Origin of the sequence: Bradyrhizobium sp. Mp19 (assembly GCF_029952935.1) — a bacterium.
GTDB classification, from domain to species: Bacteria; Pseudomonadota; Alphaproteobacteria; order Rhizobiales; family Xanthobacteraceae; genus Bradyrhizobium; species Bradyrhizobium elkanii.
This window is the reverse complement of record NZ_JASAUT010000020.1, coordinates 59,617-76,700: the sequence shown is the minus strand read 5'-3', so window position 1 is coordinate 76,700 and position 17,084 is coordinate 59,617. Positions and strand designations below refer to the sequence as shown.

Annotated in this window: 15 protein-coding genes and 1 riboswitch; of the genes, 7 read left to right on the top strand and 8 right to left on the bottom strand. The window is 64.2% G+C overall.

Annotated features, from left to right (window positions below; genetic code table 11):
* Positions 1-9: 9 nt before the first annotated feature.
* Positions 10-2,697 (bottom strand): alanine--tRNA ligase, encoded by a 2,688-nt coding sequence (gene alaS, locus QJT82_RS22090; RefSeq protein ID WP_028339856.1) that lies wholly within the window; start codon positions 2,695-2,697, stop codon positions 10-12.
* Positions 2,698-2,899: 202 nt separating this feature from the next.
* A riboswitch (glycine riboswitch) is annotated at positions 2,900-2,988 on the top strand.
* A 141-nt stretch (positions 2,989-3,129) separates the two neighbouring features.
* Here alaS and gcvT point away from each other — a divergent pair.
* From gcvT to QJT82_RS22070, 4 genes are all read left to right on the top strand, one after another.
* Positions 3,130-4,275: a glycine cleavage system aminomethyltransferase GcvT gene (gcvT, locus tag QJT82_RS22085; RefSeq protein ID WP_028339855.1), complete on the top strand. Its 1,146-nt coding sequence runs from the start codon at positions 3,130-3,132 to the stop codon at positions 4,273-4,275.
* A 19-nt stretch (positions 4,276-4,294) separates the two neighbouring features.
* A complete protein-coding gene (gcvH, locus tag QJT82_RS22080) occupies positions 4,295-4,660 on the top strand; it encodes a glycine cleavage system protein GcvH (RefSeq protein WP_016848516.1) in 366 nt (121 codons plus the stop codon).
* Between the two features lie 156 nt (positions 4,661-4,816).
* The gene (gene gcvP / locus QJT82_RS22075; protein WP_028339854.1) at positions 4,817-7,690 is read left to right on the top strand and encodes an aminomethyl-transferring glycine dehydrogenase; all 2,874 of its coding nucleotides are present in this window, start codon (positions 4,817-4,819) and stop codon (positions 7,688-7,690) included.
* A 217-nt stretch (positions 7,691-7,907) separates the two neighbouring features.
* Positions 7,908-8,345 carry a thioesterase family protein gene (locus QJT82_RS22070; protein ID WP_028339853.1) on the top strand — a complete coding sequence of 146 codons (438 nt, stop codon included), beginning with the start codon at positions 7,908-7,910 and terminating at the stop codon, positions 8,343-8,345.
* Between the two features lie 55 nt (positions 8,346-8,400).
* On the opposite strand, the gene QJT82_RS22065 is transcribed toward QJT82_RS22070, so the two are convergent.
* Together QJT82_RS22065 and recA are read right to left on the bottom strand one after the other, a co-directional pair.
* Positions 8,401-9,384, bottom strand: coding sequence for a hypothetical protein (locus tag QJT82_RS22065; RefSeq protein ID WP_028339852.1), 984 nt, complete (start codon positions 9,382-9,384; stop codon positions 8,401-8,403).
* Between the two features lie 107 nt (positions 9,385-9,491).
* Entirely contained in the window at positions 9,492-10,580 is a 1,089-nt protein-coding gene (recA, locus tag QJT82_RS22060) for a recombinase RecA (protein ID WP_028339851.1), read from the bottom strand.
* A gap of 869 nt (positions 10,581-11,449) precedes the next feature.
* Here recA and QJT82_RS22055 point away from each other — a divergent pair.
* Positions 11,450-11,653: a hypothetical protein gene (locus QJT82_RS22055; protein WP_016848526.1), complete on the top strand. Its 204-nt coding sequence runs from the start codon at positions 11,450-11,452 to the stop codon at positions 11,651-11,653.
* 67 nt (positions 11,654-11,720) lie between these two features.
* Here the strand turns inward: QJT82_RS22055 and QJT82_RS22050 are convergent, their stop codons facing one another.
* The 3 genes from QJT82_RS22050 to QJT82_RS22040 form a co-directional block, all read right to left on the bottom strand.
* Positions 11,721-11,951, bottom strand: coding sequence for a hypothetical protein (locus QJT82_RS22050; protein ID WP_016848527.1), 231 nt, complete (start codon positions 11,949-11,951; stop codon positions 11,721-11,723).
* 97 nt (positions 11,952-12,048) lie between these two features.
* Positions 12,049-12,351: a hypothetical protein gene (locus QJT82_RS22045; protein WP_028339850.1), complete on the bottom strand. Its 303-nt coding sequence runs from the start codon at positions 12,349-12,351 to the stop codon at positions 12,049-12,051.
* Positions 12,352-12,600: 249 nt separating this feature from the next.
* Positions 12,601-12,732, bottom strand: a complete 132-nt coding sequence (locus QJT82_RS22040; RefSeq protein WP_028339849.1) for a hypothetical protein — start codon at positions 12,730-12,732, stop codon at positions 12,601-12,603.
* A 201-nt stretch (positions 12,733-12,933) separates the two neighbouring features.
* On the opposite strand from QJT82_RS22040, the gene QJT82_RS22035 reads away from it, so the two are divergent.
* The gene (locus tag QJT82_RS22035; protein ID WP_028339847.1) at positions 12,934-14,409 is read left to right on the top strand and encodes an amidase; all 1,476 of its coding nucleotides are present in this window, start codon (positions 12,934-12,936) and stop codon (positions 14,407-14,409) included.
* Between the two features lie 41 nt (positions 14,410-14,450).
* A complete protein-coding gene (locus QJT82_RS22030) occupies positions 14,451-14,912 on the top strand; it encodes a PaaI family thioesterase (protein ID WP_028339846.1) in 462 nt (153 codons plus the stop codon).
* Between the two features lie 424 nt (positions 14,913-15,336).
* Here QJT82_RS22030 and QJT82_RS22025 read toward each other — a convergent pair whose 3' ends face one another.
* Both QJT82_RS22025 and QJT82_RS22020 read right to left on the bottom strand, forming a co-directional pair.
* A complete protein-coding gene (locus QJT82_RS22025) occupies positions 15,337-15,630 on the bottom strand; it encodes an HdeA/HdeB family chaperone (protein ID WP_028339845.1) in 294 nt (97 codons plus the stop codon).
* A 343-nt stretch (positions 15,631-15,973) separates the two neighbouring features.
* Positions 15,974-16,456 (bottom strand): hypothetical protein, encoded by a 483-nt coding sequence (locus tag QJT82_RS22020; protein ID WP_155258407.1) that lies wholly within the window; start codon positions 16,454-16,456, stop codon positions 15,974-15,976.
* Positions 16,457-17,084 lie beyond the last annotated feature (628 nt).

The window sequence follows — 17,084 nt, the reverse complement described above, 5'->3', positions numbered from 1 at the left end:
GCCTCTCCGTCAGGCGCCGGCCGATGCCTGTTGAGTCATGGCCTGTTCGATCGCCGACAGCGCGGCATCGGCCTTGGCGCCGTCGGGCCCGCCGGCCTGCGCCATGTCGGGCCGGCCGCCGCCGCCCTTGCCGCCGAGCACCTCGGAGCCCTTGCGCACGAGCTCGACCGCGTTGAACCGCGCGGTCAGATCGGCGGTGACGCCGACTACGATGCCGGCCTTGCCGTCCTCGGTGACGCCGACGATCGCGACCACGCCCGAGCCGATCTGCTTCTTGCCGTCGTCGACGAGACTCTTCAGATCCTTGGTCTCGACGCCCTCGACCGCGCGCGCGAGCAGCTTGACATTGCCGACCTCGCGAACGGCTGAGGCGGCGCCGTTCGACGCACCGCCACCGCCCATCGCGAGCTTCTTGCGGGCGTCAGACAGATCGCGCTCGAGCTTCTTGCGCTCCTCCATCAGCGCGGCGATCCGCGCCGGGACGTCGTCGATCGTGGTGCGCAGCTCCAGCGCCGCGGTCTTGGCCAGCGCGATGGTGTCGTTGGCGTGCTTGCGCGCGTGATGCCCGGTCAGCGCCTCGATGCGGCGCACGCCGGACGCGACCGCGCCCTCGCTGGTCACCGAGATCATGCCGATGTCGCCGGTGCGGCGGACATGGGTGCCGCCGCAGAGCTCGACCGACCAGCCGAGCGCGTTCTGGCCGTGATCGCGGGCGCCCTTGCCCATCGACACGACGCGGACCTCGTCGCCGTACTTCTCGCCGAACAGCGCACGGGCGCCGGCCTCACGGGCATCGTCGACACCCATGACCCTGGTCGTGACCTCGTCGTTCTCCAGCACGACATCGTTGGCGATGTCCTCGATCCGGGCGAGCTCTTCCGGCGTGATCTGCTTCGGATGCACGAAGTCGAAGCGCAGCCGGTCCGGCGTGACCAGCGAGCCGCGCTGGGCGATGTGATCGCCAAGCACCTGGCGCAGCGCCTCGTGCAACAGATGCGTCGCCGAATGGTTGGCGCGGATCGACGAACGCCTCGCGTGATCGACCTCGAGCTGCAGCGCGGTGCCGACGCCGAGCGTGCCCTGCTCTACCGTGCCGAGATGCACGAACAGATCGCCGGCCTTCTTCTGCGTGTCGGTGACGCGGAACTTGACGCCCTCCCCGGTCAGCACGCCGGTGTCGCCGACCTGGCCGCCGGACTCGCCGTAGAACGGGGTCTGGTTCAGCACGATCGCGCCGCTCTCGCCGGCCTTCAGGCTCTCGACCTCGGCGCCGTCCTTGATCAGCGCCGTCACCGCGCCTTCCGCGCCCTCGGTCTCGTAGCCGAGGAATTCGGTCGCGCCGAGCTTCTCGCGCAGCGGGAACCAGATCGCCTCGCTCGCCGCCTCGCCCGAGCCTGCCCAGGAGGCACGCGCCTTCACGCGCTGCCGCTCCATCGCGTCGGTGAACGACGCCTGGTCGACGCTGATGCCGCGCGACTTCAGCGCGTCCTGCGTCAAATCCAGCGGGAAGCCGTAGGTGTCGTACAGCGTGAACGCGGTGTCGCCGTCGAACATGTCGCCCTTCTTGAGGCCCGCGCTCTTCTCGTCGAGGATCGACAGGCCCCGCGCCAGCGTCTTGCGGAAGCGCGTCTCCTCCAGCCGCAGCGTCTCCTCGATCAGCTTCTCGGCGCGGACCAGATCCGGATAGGCCTGGCCCATCTCGCGGACCAGCGCCCAGACCAGGCGATGCATCAGCGGCTCGCTCGCGCCCAAAAGCTGCGCATGGCGCATCGCGCGGCGCATGATCCGGCGCAGCACGTAGCCACGGCCCTCGTTCGACGGCAGCACGCCGTCGGTGATCAGGAACGCCGACGAGCGCAGATGGTCCGCGATCACCCGATACGACCCAACGTTCTGCTCGTTCGGACCGTGCCCGAGGGTAGACGCGGCGGCATCAATCAGGTTGCGGAACAGATCGGTCTCGAACACGCTCTCGACGCCCTGCAGGATGGCCGCCATGCGCTCCAGCCCCATGCCGGTGTCGATCGAGGGACGCGGCAGCGCCACGCGCTCCTCCTTCGTCACCTGCTCGTACTGCATGAACACCAGGTTCCAGAATTCGAGGAAGCGATCGCCATCCTCCTCCGGGCTGCCCGGAGGTCCGCCCCAGATGTGCTCGCCGCGATCGATGAAGATCTCGGAGCACGGACCGCACGGGCCGGTGTCGCCCATCGCCCAGAAATTGTCCGAGGTCGGGATCCGGATGATGCGGTCGTCCGAGAAGCCCGCGATCTTCTTCCAGTAGCCGGCCGCCTCGTCGTCGGTGTGGTAGACGGTGACCAGCAGCTTGTCCTTCTTCAGCCCGAAATCCTTGGTGATCAGATTCCAGGCGAGCTCGATCGCGCGCTCCTTGAAGTAATCGCCGAACGAGAAGTTGCCGAGCATCTCGAAGAAGGTGAGATGGCGCGCGGTGTAGCCGACATTGTCGAGGTCGTTATGCTTGCCGCCGGCGCGCACGCACTTCTGCGACGTCGTGGCGCGCTGATAGGAGCGCTTCTCGACGCCGGTGAAGACGTTCTTGAACTGCACCATGCCGGCATTGGTGAACATCAAGGTCGGGTCGTTGCGCGGAACCAGCGGCGACGAGGCCACGATCTCGTGGCCATTCCCCTTGAAGAAGTTCAGAAATGTCGACCTGATGTCGTTGACGCTGCTCATGTTCATCCAATCGGAAAAAGGGGCCGGCCAGCCGCAAAAAGGCGTCATTTTCCGGCCGAACGCTTTTAGACATTGCCAGCTGCGGTGTCCAGAAACTGTGCAGGCGGATCATGGGCTTGCCGCGGCAGCACAAAGCCCATTGGATAGTTGCTGCAGCTGCGTTGACAGTCTTGGTGGCGACGTGTTTTCTACCTACCTATACCTAGTCACGTCGGGAGAGACCGGCCTTACCGCCGGCGCCGAAGGAGCAACCGCCCCGGAAACTCTCAGGCAAAAGGACCGCGTGACGTCTGACATCTGGAAAGAGACGCTGGGATTCGCCCTGATGCGTCCGCCGACGGGATAATACTCTCAGGCACAGCGACAGATGGGGCTTTCTGCAGGTTTCTCAAGGGGAAATAGGTCCCCGATGGGAACCGCGAGGGCCCTGTGATGCTTGCACGCGAAACTTCCCCGCTGAAACAGACCCCGCTGCACGCGCTGCACCTGGCGCGCGGCGCCAAGATGGTGCCGTTCGCCGGCTACGACATGCCGGTGCAATATGCGGCCGGCGTGCTGAAGGAGCACCTGCACACCCGCAAGGAAGCCGGCCTGTTCGACGTGTCGCACATGGGCCAGCTCGTGCTGAAGGCCAAATCCGGCAAAGTCGCCGATGCTGCGCTCGCACTGGAAAAACTGGTGCCGCAGGACATCGTCGGCATCGCGCCGGGACGGCAGCGCTACGCGCAATTCACCAACAATGACGGCGGCCTGCTCGACGACCTGATGGTCGCGAATTTCGGCGATCACCTGTTCCTGGTGGTCAACGCCGCCTGCAAGGCCGAGGACGAGGCGCATCTGCGCGCTAGCCTCGCCGACACTTGCGAGATCGTATCGCTGGCCGACCGCGCGCTGATCGCACTGCAGGGGCCGAAGGCCGAATCGGCGCTGGCGAAACTTTGTGCAGATGTCAGTTCGATGAAATTCATGGACGCTGGTCCGCGCCGCGTCGGCGACGTCGACTGCTTCGTCTCGCGCTCCGGCTACACCGGCGAGGACGGCTTTGAGATTTCCGTGCCCGCAGACAAGGTGGAAGCCGTGGTCACCGCGCTGCTCGACAATCCCGACGTGCTGCCGATCGGGCTCGGCGCGCGCGACAGCCTGCGGCTCGAAGCCGGGCTTTGCCTCTATGGCCATGACATCGACACCACGACGACGCCGGTCGAAGGCGCGCTGGAATGGTCGGTGCAGAAGGTTCGCCGCAGCGGCGGCGCCCGCGCCGGCGGCTTCCCGGGCGCCGACAAGATTCTCGCGCAGTTCGCAGATGGCGCCGCGCGCCGGCGGGTCGGCCTGAAGCCCGACGGCCGCGCCCCGGTGCGCGAAGGCGCCGCATTGTTCGCCGATGCCGCCTCGACCGAACAGATCGGCAAGGTGACCTCGGGCGGCTTCGGCCCGAGCCTCAATGCGCCGGTCGCGATGGGCTATCTGCCGACCGCCCTTTCCGCCGTCGGCACCACCGTTTTCGCCGAAGTGCGCGGCCAGCGGCTGCCGCTGAAAGTCGCCGCCACGCCCTTCGTCCCCAATACCTACAAACGCTAAACGCCAAAGGATCGATCCCATGACGACGCTGTACACATCCGACCACGAATGGCTCCGCATCGAGGGCGACGTCGCCACGATCGGCATCACCGACTATGCGCAGTCGCAGCTCGGCGACGTCGTGTTCGTCGAACTGCCCAAGGTCGGCCGCAGCCTGAAGAAGGCCGAGGCCGCAGCCGTCGTCGAATCCGTCAAAGCCGCCTCCGACGTCTACGCGCCGATCACCGGCGAGGTGGTCGAGGTCAACGACGCGCTCGCCGCCGAGCCCGCGCTGGTCAATTCGGACGCCGGCGGCAAGGCCTGGTTCTTCAAGATGAAGATTGCCGACAAGGGCGAGCTCGGCGGCCTGATGGATGAGGCCGCCTACGCCGCGCACACCGCCTGAGAGAATGAAGCAGATTGCCACCACACACTCACTGTCATCGCCCGACTTGATCGGGCGACCCAGTACGCCGCGGCCCTTCAGCTCAATCACTGATGTCCCGGCGTACTGGATACCCCGCTTTCGCGGAGTATGACGGCTGACAACGAGGACCACGTCATGAACGCGCCCTTCAAGCCGATCAACGAAGCCGCCACCGATTTCGTCCGCCGCCACATCGGACCGTCGCCGCGCGACATCAACGCGATGCTGGAAACGGTCGGCGCCGCGAGCCTGCAGGCGCTGATGAATGAGACGCTGCCGGCGTCGATCCGCCAGAAGGCGCCGCTCGATCTCGGTCGGGCGCTGAGCGAGACCGAGGCGCTCGCGCATATGAGCGAGCTCGCCGCGCAGAACCAGGTGTTCACCTCGCTGATCGGCCAGGGCTATTCCGGCACCATCCTGCCCGCGGTGATCCAGCGCAACATCCTGGAGAACCCGGCCTGGTACACCGCCTATACGCCGTACCAGCCGGAGATCAGCCAGGGCCGGCTCGAGGCGCTGTTCAACTTCCAGACCATGATCTGCGATCTCACCGGGCTCGATGTCGCCAACGCCTCGCTGCTCGACGAGGCGACCGCGGCGGCCGAAGCGATGGCGCTCGCCGAGCGCCACTCGCAGGTCAAGGCGAAGGTGTTCTTCGTCGACAAGGAGGTGCATCCGCAGACGCTGGCGGTGATGCGCACGCGCGCCGCGCCGCTCGGCTGGGCGCTGGTCGTCGGCGATCCCCTGACCGAGCTCGACAACGCCGACGTGCTCGGCGCCCTGTTGCAATATCCGGGAACATCGGGCGCGGTGCGCGACCTCAAGCCTGCCATCGCATCGCTGCGCGCCAGGGGCGCGCTTGCGATCGTCGCGGCGGACCTGCTGTCGCTGACGCTGCTCACCTCGCCCGGCGAGCTCGGCGCCGACATCGCGATCGGCTCGGCGCAGCGGTTCGGCGTGCCGATGGGTTATGGTGGACCGCACGCCGCCTACATGGCAGTGCGCGACACGCTGAAGCGCTCGCTGCCCGGCCGCCTCGTCGGCCTCTCGGTGGATTCGCGTGGGCAGCCCGCCTATCGCCTTGCACTGCAGACCCGCGAGCAGCATATCCGCCGCGAAAAGGCGACCTCGAACATCTGCACCGCGCAGGTGCTGCTCGCCGTGATCGCCTCGATGTATGCGGTCTATCACGGTCCCGAGGGCTTGACCCATATCGCACGCGGCGTGCATCGCCGCGCCACCGTGCTCGCCGCCGGCCTGCGCAAGCTCGGCTTTGCGCCGACCAGCGAAGCGTTCTTCGACACCGTGACGGTCGAGGCCGGAGCGAAGCAGATCGAGATTGTCTCCCGCGCGCAGGCGGAGCGGATCAATCTGCGCATCGGTGCGACCACGCTCGGCATCGCGCTCGACGAGACCACGACGCCGGAGACCGTCGAGGCAGTATGGCGCGTGTTCGGCGGCAAGCTCAGCTTTGCCGAGATCGAAGCGGCCGCGCGCGAGGCGCTGCCGAAGGATCTGCGGCGCTCGAGCGCCTTCCTCACCCATCCGGTGTTCAACACCCACCGCTCGGAGACGGAGCTGCTGCGCTACATGCGCAGGCTCAGTGATCGCGACCTCGCGCTCGACCGCGCGATGATCCCGCTCGGCTCCTGCACGATGAAGCTCAACGCCACCACGGAAATGATCCCGCTGACCTGGCCGGCGTTCGGCAATCTGCATCCGTTCGCGCCCGCAGATCAGGCCAAGGGCTATCACGCGCTGTTCAAGCGGCTGGAGCAGTGGCTGTGCGACATCACCGGCTATGACGCGATCTCGCTGCAGCCGAACTCCGGCGCGCAGGGCGAATATGCCGGACTGCTGGCGATCCGGGGCTATCACCTTGCGCGCGGCGAGCCGCACCGCAAGGTGTGCCTGATCCCCTCCTCCGCGCACGGCACCAATCCGGCCTCGGCCGCGATGGTCGGCATGGACGTCGTGGTTGTGGCGTGCGATGCGCGCGGCGACGTCGACGTCAACGATCTCCGCGCCAAGGCCGAGAAGCACTCCGCCAACCTTGCCGCGGTCATGATCACCTATCCGTCGACCCACGGCGTGTTCGAGGAGCATATCCGCGAGATCTGCGACATCGTGCATGCGCATGGCGGCCAGGTCTATCTCGACGGCGCCAACATGAACGCGCAGGTCGGGCTCTCGCGGCCCGGCGATTACGGCGCCGATGTCAGCCATCTCAATTTGCACAAGACCTTCTGCATCCCGCATGGCGGCGGCGGCCCGGGCATGGGCCCGATCGGTGTGAAGGCGCATCTTGCGCCTTATCTGCCGGGTCATCCCGCAACCGACGGCACGACGGCGCACGCCATCGGCCCGGTGTCGGCCGCGCCGTTCGGCTCGGCGTCGATCCTGACCATCTCCTACATCTACATCCTGATGATGGGCGGCGAAGGCCTCACGCGCGCCACCGAGATCGCGATCCTCAATGCCAACTACATCGCCGCACGGCTGCAGCCGCACTTCCCGGTGCTGTACCGCAACGAGCGCGGCCGCGTTGCGCATGAGTGCATCGTCGATCCGCGGGCGCTGAAGACGACGAGCGGCGTCACCGTCGACGACATCGCCAAGCGGCTGATCGATTACGGCTTCCACGCGCCGACCATGAGCTTCCCGGTGGCGGGCACGCTGATGATCGAACCGACGGAATCGGAGTCGAAGTTCGAGATCGACCGGTTCTGCGACGCCATGATCGCGATCCGCGACGAAATCGCGGAGATCGAGAAGGGCCGCTGGAAGGTCGAGGCCTCGCCGCTGCGCCACGCGCCGCACACCGTCCACGACATTGCCGACGATGACTGGAACCGGGCCTACACCCGCGCCGAGGGCTGCTTCCCGGCCGGCGTGTCGCGGTCCGACAAATACTGGAGCCCGGTCGGCCGCGTCGACAACGTCTATGGCGACCGCAACCTGGTATGCTCATGCCCGCCGGTCGAGGACTACGCGCAGGCGGCAGAGTAAGCGCCCTTCTCGTAGCCATTGTTGTAGGATGGGTAGAGAGCAGCGAAACCCATCACTGCTGATCACGCTCCGTGAACGATGGGTTTCGCGGAGTTTATCATCGGGCCGCGCTTTGCGCGGACCCGTTGGCTCTACCCATCCTACGGTCCAGCGATCGTAACGTCCCTGCTAACTGCGGGACGAACGATAGCGAGGGCCGCCCGCGGCAGGAGGAAACATGCGCGAGGAATTCTGGTTTCATTTCCCGTTCCGCGTCCGCTATTCCGAGGTCGACGCGCAGGCCGTGGTGTTCAACGCCCACTACCTGACCTATTTCGACACCGCGATCACGGAATATTTTCGCGCGCTCGGCTATGATTATCTCGGCGAAGTGGCGCGGACCGGGATCGACTTTCACACCGTGAAGTCGGTCGTCGAATACAAGGCGCCGATTCGGTTCGACGAGGACATCGAGGTCTGCGTACGCGTCGCGCGGATCGGCCGCTCCTCGATCAATCTTGCGCTCGCGATCTTCGCCAAGGACTCCCATGACCTGCGCGCCACCGGCGAGATCATCTGGGTCGCGACCGACCAGAAAACGCACCAGTCGGTCGCCGTGACCGAGGACTTGCGGGCGCTGATTGCGAGCCGCGAAAAGGCGCTGGCGCGGGGGTAAGCGGACAATCCGAATTGCGCGGATTGAGTCGCAACGGTCCAATCCACGATCGGTGCTAGTGCTTGAGTAGCGCGGGGGCCCAGCGCCAAAGGCTGTCGTTGGTGAGATGCGTGCCACCCCACCAACGATCGATCGGATTGTGGCGACTGAAGTCCTCCTTATGGGCAAGGACAGCCTCGCCGAATTCAGTCAGCGACAGCCGGCTTCGCTGATACGCCTCCATACGCGCGCGCAAATTCTCAGGGGCGATGACGCGTAGCTCATCATCGAGCCCGGCGATCGCGGGCCGCGGCCCATGCGCGAGCCCCTGAAGCAGCGTGCCGATTTCCATGTCGGTGAACACACCGCGTTGACGAAAGCCGCGAAGGTAGAACAGCCCGTTCGTCCCCATGAAGCCCGCCGCAATCAGTTCGAGCAGTCGCAGTTCGGTCGCGCCAAGTCCCGATCCGCTCCACGGAAGCTCCTGGAGCAAATCAAGCAGCGCCGGCCTCAGCAAGGGAAAGCCGCTGAGGTCTCGATGCAGCGTATCGAAGCAGGCCTCGGGCGTTGCCGCTCGATACGCCTGCCAACAGAGACTTGCAGTCTCGAGGTCGGCAGGCCGTATGTTGATCAGCGGCACCTCGTTCCATCCGCGCCATGTCTCGTGCATCATCGACAGATCGAACGCGACCAGGCGCAATTTCAGCTTGGCCGCCATCGCCGGGTAGGCCCGGAAATGATCGAGCAACCAAATCAGCTGCAATTGATCCATTGGGTTCGGATCGAACCAAAGCTCGATAATCTCGTAAGGTTCGCAGAATTCGATCAGTGCGAGATGCCGGCGCGCACGGGCATCCTGAGGCCACTGGCTCTGTGAGCTCCAGTGCGACCAATGTCCGACTGAATCCTGGTCCGACCGTAATCCGAAGTAAGCCTCAAGCTCTCCTGGCGGCGGCAGCGGTCCACCAACAAACCGAAAGCCGGATGTAATAGCGATCTCGGTGAGCCCCGAACGCGCGAGGCTAAGGCCGGACGGGCTGGTCAGGATCAGGCGTTTCATCCGCTCAACTCTCTCGACGCCAGGCACAAAGCGAAACGGGCGCCGAAGACGTCGGCAACTCAACGTCCTCAGCGCCCGCTTCCAGCGAAATGATTGAGCCTTGCGGCTTACTCGTCGGCAGGCTCCTCGCCTTCGGCGTCGCGCTCGGGCGTGCCGGCGAGGATCTGCTCGGAAATCAGGCCGGAGTTTTGCCGGATCGCGGCTTCGATCTTGGCGGTGATGTCGGGATTCGACTTCAGGAATGCCTTGGAATTCTCGCGGCCCTGACCGAGCCGCTGGCTGTCATAGGAGAACCAGGCGCCCGACTTCTCGACGATGCCGGCCTTGACGCCGAGGTCGAGGATCTCGCCCATCTTGGAGACGCCCTCGCCGTACATGATGTCGAACTCGACCTGCTTGAAGGGCGGCGCCAGCTTGTTCTTCACCACCTTGACGCGGGTGGTGTTGCCGACCACCTCGTCGCGCTCCTTGATCGCACCGATGCGGCGGATGTCGAGGCGGACCGAGGCGTAGAATTTCAGCGCGTTGCCGCCGGTGGTGGTCTCCGGCGAGCCGTACATCACGCCGATCTTCATGCGGATCTGGTTGATGAAGATCACCATGGTGTGGGACTTGTTGATCGAGGCGGTGAGCTTGCGCAGCGCCTGGCTCATCAGGCGCGCCTGCAGGCCCGGCAGCGCATCGCCCATTTCGCCCTCGAGCTCGGCCTTCGGCACCAGCGCCGCAACCGAATCGACCACCAGCACGTCGACCGCGCCGGAGCGCACCAGCGTGTCGCAGATCTCCAGCGCCTGCTCGCCGGTGTCCGGCTGCGAGATCAAGAGCTCGTCGATGTTGACGCCGAGCTTGCGCGCATAGACCGGGTCGAGCGCGTGTTCAGCGTCGATGAAGGCGCAAATGCCGCCCTTCTTCTGGCCTTCCGCCACGGTGTGCAGCGCCAGCGTGGTCTTGCCCGAGGATTCCGGCCCGTAGATTTCGACGACGCGTCCCTTCGGCAGGCCGCCGACGCCGAGCGCGATATCGAGCCCGAGCGACCCCGACGACACCGTCTCGACATCCATCGACCGGTCGTTCTTGCCGAGCTTCATCACCGAGCCCTTGCCGAACTGGCGCTCGATCTGGGAGAGCGCGGCTGAGAGGGCCTTGGACTTATCCATGGAGGATCCTTCGACGATACGCAGTGCGGTGGCGGACATTTGGGATGTGCTCCTTATGGCGGGGATTCGCTAGCGGGAAAAACGGGCGATGAGATCGGGTAGAATGCGTTGTTGATTGGAACTTCGTACCACGTTTGTTCTATGTTCGCAATATGTTCTTTCAGGCCAGGAGGTGCCGGCCCGTTTCCATCCACAATGGCCTGCTTTGATTTTTGGAGCGGCCTGGTTTGGGTTTAACCCCGCCGCAACCAAGGGTTAGCCGATGTTCTCGGTAGGACTACTGAGGAGGCTCTCAGATGTTCTGGCCCCATGACTTCCTGCGGGTCGCGATCTGTTCTCGCGGAATATTTACTGGAACAATCGGCCCGGCAGTGCCCTTATTTGGGGGCCCCCAGCCAGACAGGTAGCCCCCCGACTGCTGGAGGAAAACCCGCCTCCGGGACGGGTTGGCGGCCCCCTGTTGGGGCCGTTTAAAATTCCGTAGTTCTCCGGCCAAGAACAAAGTTCCGGGCCGTACTGCGTCTTGCGCCCGAAGTTCCCCTGATAATCAACAAGTTAACCGGACAGGCTCGACCGCGTCAGATAACGGTTGGCACAATCTGCATACTACCTTCGTACCCCTCCTGAGCCCTGGAAAAACTCCGTAGCGTTCGACGGGAAGACTCGGGTTCCGCCAGTGTTCGTAACATTGGCCTGCTCAACCAACGCGAATTGCGCGGCGCTGGACAGGCAACACGGCTGGCGACGGTTCCCTGGCGACGCTGCCGGCGGACGAATCCTTTCCGGAATCCACAACGACGGCTCGAACGGGCGCGGCCTTTCACACGACCTTTTTACGGGTGCCAACTATTACTACAACCAATGGTTTAAAGATCGACGACCGCCCTTCATTCGCGGAACCGTTACAGATGATCCACAGGGGCATCGAGTTCAGCGTCACTCAGCTGATGGCTGGCGTCTGGAAATGGCGCTTCCAGATCGGCGATCGCGTCTTCACGGGCAAGACCGAAGCAAAGCTCGATCTTCTGGCGATCCGCCGCGTGCAACTGCGGATCGATCGCGAGCTGAACAATCTGGAGCGGGAACGGACCCGCGGCAGCAATGGGGACTGAGGCACGGCCTATCGTGCACGCCCCGGTGCCCTGACCGGCCGGCCCTCGCGCTTCGCTCGAAAACGCTTCAATCCGCGCTTGCCAGCCGCCGCATCGTGAACTCGATGTCGCCGCCGGGGAGCTCGCGCCAGCTCTCGACGGCGCTCATATAGGCCGCCTTCGGGTAGCGCTTGAGAAAGTCGCGCGCCCTCACGCGGGCCTGATCGCGTGGCAGGCTGAAGGTCTCGCGCAGATAGCCGTCGTCCGGCTTTCGCCGCTCGGCCATCCGGCTGGCGAGATCGCGCGGACGAGACACCATGCCGCAACTCCGGACCAACTGACGACACCCCAATATAGGGGCGGCGGCAGGAGAATCCGAGTCTGCGGGAGACGGATGACGTCGCCCCGAACGGGCGTTACTGGCTACGCGGCGCGGCGCTTCCGGGCTGCGCCGAACTTCCGGTCTTGGTCTTCGGCTTGGCGGGATGGGCGGCCGCCTTCGGCGGATCGCTGCGCACGACGCCCCAGGGATCGGACGATCCCTTGGCATCGGGAATCTTGCTGAGCGAGTCCTTGTAGGCCTTGTCCCTGACCGCGTCCTGCTCCTTCTCCTCCTGGGTCCTGGTCTTGACCTCAGGCATCAGGTTGACGTTCGGCATCTGCGCATAGGCCGGCGCCGACAGCAGCACCGCAACCGCGACTGCGCACAAAACTCTCATGAGTACGCTCCTTGCATTTTCGTCGCCGGTATATCACCGCAAGAAAGCCGTCGCCAAGCGTGTCTGGCCAAGCGCGCCTGCCCCGGCCCTAGTGTCCCGAATCCGAAGTTCGCATCATTTGCCGCACCTTCGGAGCGAACTTCGGATTCGATAAGGACACTAGCAAACTTATGATTCTAGTGTGCTTTATGAATGCGAAGTTCGTGAAAGTGGCTGCCGCGAAATCGCACGAACTTCGCATTCAGCACACTAGAGATGGTCTGACTTGCAGGATTTCGGCGACTGCATCCAGCCGTCCCAGACCGGACCGCAGCGCGTGCAACCGCTGAGCGCAAGCCCGATCGCAACCACGCCGCCGAGCACCACCAATTTGCGGAACATGTACGCCCCCACCACTCGCGAGGAGGCGACTGAGCGCCGAAACTGGGGCATTTTCAAGCCGGGCACGGCGCTTGCAGCGCAGCGCAGTGCGCGTCGGAGCGCAGCGCAAGCGCGCATCGGAACGCAGCGCAGCGCGCGTCGGTTTGACCGGGCGTCCGCGCAAATTACACTGCGCAACAAAGCAGAAAAGGAATCGATCAAATGACTTTGGCGATGAGCTGGGACGAGTGGACGCAGCATGACGGGACGGCGCTCGCAGGGCGCGTCCGGGCCGGCGAGCTGACGCCCCGTGAGCTGGCGTCGCAGGCAGCCAGCGCCGTCGCCAAGGTCGATCCCGCGCTCTCCGGCGTCGTCGAGCTGTTCGACGATGTGATCGCCGACCCCGCGCGCGACGGCGCCGACCTCGACGGCCCGTTCGCCGGCCTGCCCTTCCTGATGAAGGACCTCGGCCCGACGCTGAAGGGCCGGCTGCAGGAGATGGGCTCGCTGATGATGCGCGGCAATCGCGCCGCGGCGGATACCTTCCTGACCGCGAAGATGCGCAAGGCCGGCCTCAATTTGATCGGCCGCACCACGACGCCGGAGTTCGGGGTCTGCAGCTCGGCGGAAAATCCCGCGGTCTATGTCACGCGCAATCCCTGGAACACCGACTACACCACCTGCGGCTCGTCGGCCGGCAGCGCGGCGATGGTCGCCGCCGGTGCCGTGCCGATCGCGCATGCGACCGACGGCGGCGGCTCGATCCGGATTCCCGCCGGGGTCAACGGCAATATCGGCCTGAAAGTCTCGCGCGGCGTGTTCTCACTCGCGCCGCATCTGTCCGATCTCACCGGGCTGGTCTCGATCCAGGGCTGCCAGTCGCGCACGGTGCGCGACACCGCTGGCTTCGTCGATGCCTGCCGGGGACCTGCGCCCGGCGAGTTCATGCCGTTCTGGACCTCGCCCGAGCCATATGCCGCGATGATCGCGCGTGATCCCGGCCGGCTCAGAATCGCGCTGTCGCACACATGGGGCGACTATCGCGCGACGCCGCACATCACAGCCGAGCTCGAGCGGGTCGGACGTTTCCTCGAAGGCCTCGGCCATCAGGTCGATCACGCACTGCCGTCGATCGACTATCGGGAAGCCTTCGCGGCGCAGACCACCTGCTACATCAGCAATTTCGCCGTCGTGATCGGCAACATGCTCGCCGCGCGCGGCCTCGAGCGGCCGCCGGCGGAGCTGATCGAGCCGATCAATATCCGCATCTGGGAGCACGGCCGCGACTTCAGCTTCGCCGATCGCGCCCGCATGCAGGCCGTCTTCAACACCACCTCGCGCGGCTTCGGCGCCTTCTTCGAGGACTGGGACATCATCCTGACGCCGATCACGGCGCTGCCGACGCCGAAGGTCGGCACCACGGAGTATCTCACCATCTCGGACAATCCGTCGGTGCTGGACTGGTTCGGCAATCTCTGGCGCAACTTCGCCTTCACGCCGCTCGCCAATCTCTGCGGCATCCCCGCGATCTCGCTGCCGCTCGCGGCCAACGAGCACGGCCTGCCGCTCGGCATCCAGGCGATCGGAAAGCAAGCGAGTGACGGGCTGTTGCTACAACTCGCCGCCCAGATCGAACGGGCGATCGACGGCAAGTGGAATGCGGGCAACACGCCGGCAGTGCATGTCACGCGCAACTAGGCGATAAATGGCAAAACCATCAGCGGAGGAAACGGGACGTCATGCAGCAGGCCGGTGAATTCGGGATCGACGACGCAAAGCGCGTGCTCGGCGACGTCTTTGCGCCATGGGTGCAGGACCTCAATCTGGCGATCGAGCAGTTCGACATCGCCCCGCCTGCTAGCGGCGATGCCGATTGGCAGCCCGGCGCCATCCTGCGCATGCCGTTTTCCGAGCGATTGTGCCGCAATGGCGGCATCGTCTGCGGCCAGGCGCTGATGGCGTTCGCCGACACCGCGATGGTGCTCGCCAACCTCGCGGCCAACAAGGGCTATCGCCCGATGACGACGGTCGACCAGACCACCCACTTCATGCGCGCGGTGACCGCCTCCGACGTGCTGGCCGACGCCCGCGTGGTCAGGCTCGGCCGCACCATGAGCTTCGGCCGCGTCACGCTATCCTCCGCCACCGACAACAAGCCGGTGGCGATGGTGTCGAGCGCCTTCGCGATGCTGCCGGGATAGGCCTCTCGCATCATAGACGGTGTATCTCCTCATCCCCGCGCAAAGGCTTCGCCTTTGTCGCTGGAGGAGCTTGCGCAGCAAGCGTCTCGAAGGACGAGGCCACCAGCCCGGCCTCATGGTTCGCCTGGCGATGCGAAGCATCGTACAGAGACGCGCGTCCCGCGCCCCTCACCATGAGGGTTCAGGCTAATCACGGTGCAAGATTTACTTGCCGAGCTTCTTGCCGCGCATTGAGATGATGGGTTTCTCTTCGCTCTACCCATCCTACGCAACTGTCATCGCCCGGCTTGACCGGGCGATCCAGTACGCCGCGGCCGCTCATTCCATCACCACGGTCTCTGGAATACTGGATCACCCGCATGCGCGGGTGATGACACTGAGCAAGCCGACTAGACCAATCCCGCCATAGCTTGCGTAGCAAGATTTACTTGCCGAGCACGGCCTCCGCGGCGTTGACGATGCTGATCGTCGGATTCTTTCCGCAATAGGTGCCGAACTTCTTGGCGTTCTCGGTAAACACGTCGGTGTCGATGATCGCCTCGTCGGAATCGCCCTTGTACCAGCCGTCCATCCAGACCAGCACCATCTTGATGGTGTCGTCGCCACCTTCGACGAACTGCTTGCACGTCATGGTCGAGAGATCGAGCACGGTGGCGTTGGCCGGCGCGGACGACAGCGCGAGCGCGGCGGCAAGCATGATCGAGGCAGTGATCTTCATCGCAATCACCATGGGCAATGATCTGAAATCAACGGGTTCGCCGGAAGCCCGGCGGGTCCGTTCGCGACCTCGTATGCGAAGCATCACGGCGAACGCAAGCGAGACATCGCGCAACTTTGACTGCACGTCGCTTCAGTGCACGGATTGAGAATTCGTGTTCCTGATTTGTGACGGGTCGCGCTAAAGCGTGATGAGAACAGGGGCGTGTACTCGAAAATCCAGTGTATGCGAGCGGATAGCGAGGTCGGTGTCGCTCTCAAAAGCCGACATCAGCAATGCTGTGGTGAATGTCCGCTCAGGGCCAGAAGCAGACGTGACCCGAGCATATGTCACGTGGTGGTGCTCAGCCCGCCGTCTGCTTGCCATGCCCGTGCTTCCAGACGTAATCGTGCAGCACAGCGAAGCCATAAACACATCCGATTATTGCTGCGTACATCGAACCGAGGAGAAGGAGCCGTATCCAGCCCCAAAGGTCATGCGGGCTTCCAAGCGGCAACTGTATCGCCGCCTCGCATGTGCCCATCTGTACGGCAAATTGAGCGTTCGAAAGCTTTGATGCTTCAGTGTTAACTGGGCCCAGCGTATAGGGATCAATCTTGCAGTGAACTAGGCCTTGAGGGCTTGGTCGATCGAAATCGAGAGTAGCCACAACGTATCTAGAGCCTTTTGTACCGGAAACCTCGCGGTAGTTTGAGAAAAATCCCATTACGCGAGGACGATCTTTGATTTTTAGCGCTTGGCTACCCGCGTACGGTAGCACCCCGAGAAAGAATATTACCAGCCACGCCGCCAGTGCGAACTGGATGGAAGTGCGCACGGTTTTCATCGTGTCCTCTGGTAGTCTCATCTCATCAACTCTACCATAACTAGACGCTCAATAAAGCCTCTGCACGTGTGCAGGTCACGTCATCGTCGGCTTTGGGTCAAATGCGGCGGTCGAGGATCGTTGATGAGAAGTCCCGGACCAGTCAGAGGCGGCGAAGTTGGTCCACTAGGTGACATCCCCGCGGTCTGCGCCGCGTGTCCGCATTTCCTCTCGGAAGCGACATCTTAGAATTATGAGTCCACGCCCCAGGTTCAATTGCATCCGCAAAGAACCTGCGCTCCCTCTCCAGTTGCCGGGCAGGGCAATCGCATATGTCCCTTGGGCGGTTGCGCACGTACTCGGCCTCGTGGTTCGAGACGCGCCGCAAGCGGCGCTCCTCACCATGAGGGTCTACTATTGTGCCGCTAAACAAGACCTCATCCTGAGGAGCCCGCCAAAGGCGGGCGTCTCGAAGGATGGGCCGCAGGGGCGCTTCTCGCCAGATTTTTCCCAAATGCGATTGCCCTGCGGGTTGCGGGGGAAGATGCAGCGAATGCCGCCAAGCCGATTCAACCTGAATTCATCGCGCCTTGGCGCAGCGAGGCGGCGCTTGCATCATTTCGGAATATTAGAAAAATACCCCTGAGTT

Bases quoted from the DNA above. Each gene is read 5' to 3' on its own strand.
- gcvT (WP_028339855.1), top strand. From the start codon at position 3,130: ATGCTTGCACGCGAAACTTCCCCGCTGAAACAGACCCCGCTGCACGCG.
- recA (WP_028339851.1), bottom strand. From the start codon at position 10,580: ATGTCCGCCACCGCACTGCGTATCGTCGAAGGATCCTCCATGGATAAG.
- QJT82_RS22040 (WP_028339849.1), bottom strand. From the start codon at position 12,732: ATGTTCCGCAAATTGGTGGTGCTCGGCGGCGTGGTTGCGATCGGGCTT.
- QJT82_RS22055 (WP_016848526.1), top strand. From the start codon at position 11,450: ATGATCCACAGGGGCATCGAGTTCAGCGTCACTCAGCTGATGGCTGGC.
- gcvP (WP_028339854.1), top strand. From the start codon at position 4,817: ATGAACGCGCCCTTCAAGCCGATCAACGAAGCCGCCACCGATTTCGTC.
- QJT82_RS22035 (WP_028339847.1), top strand. From the start codon at position 12,934: ATGACTTTGGCGATGAGCTGGGACGAGTGGACGCAGCATGACGGGACG.
- QJT82_RS22020 (WP_155258407.1), bottom strand. From the start codon at position 16,456: ATGAAAACCGTGCGCACTTCCATCCAGTTCGCACTGGCGGCGTGGCTG.
- gcvH (WP_016848516.1), top strand. From the start codon at position 4,295: ATGACGACGCTGTACACATCCGACCACGAATGGCTCCGCATCGAGGGC.
- QJT82_RS22065 (WP_028339852.1), bottom strand. From the start codon at position 9,384: ATGAAACGCCTGATCCTGACCAGCCCGTCCGGCCTTAGCCTCGCGCGT.
- QJT82_RS22050 (WP_016848527.1), bottom strand. From the start codon at position 11,951: ATGGTGTCTCGTCCGCGCGATCTCGCCAGCCGGATGGCCGAGCGGCGA.
- QJT82_RS22070 (WP_028339853.1), top strand. From the start codon at position 7,908: ATGCGCGAGGAATTCTGGTTTCATTTCCCGTTCCGCGTCCGCTATTCC.
- QJT82_RS22030 (WP_028339846.1), top strand. From the start codon at position 14,451: ATGCAGCAGGCCGGTGAATTCGGGATCGACGACGCAAAGCGCGTGCTC.
- QJT82_RS22045 (WP_028339850.1), bottom strand. From the start codon at position 12,351: ATGAGAGTTTTGTGCGCAGTCGCGGTTGCGGTGCTGCTGTCGGCGCCG.
- QJT82_RS22025 (WP_028339845.1), bottom strand. From the start codon at position 15,630: ATGAAGATCACTGCCTCGATCATGCTTGCCGCCGCGCTCGCGCTGTCG.
- alaS (WP_028339856.1), bottom strand. From the start codon at position 2,697: ATGAGCAGCGTCAACGACATCAGGTCGACATTTCTGAACTTCTTCAAG.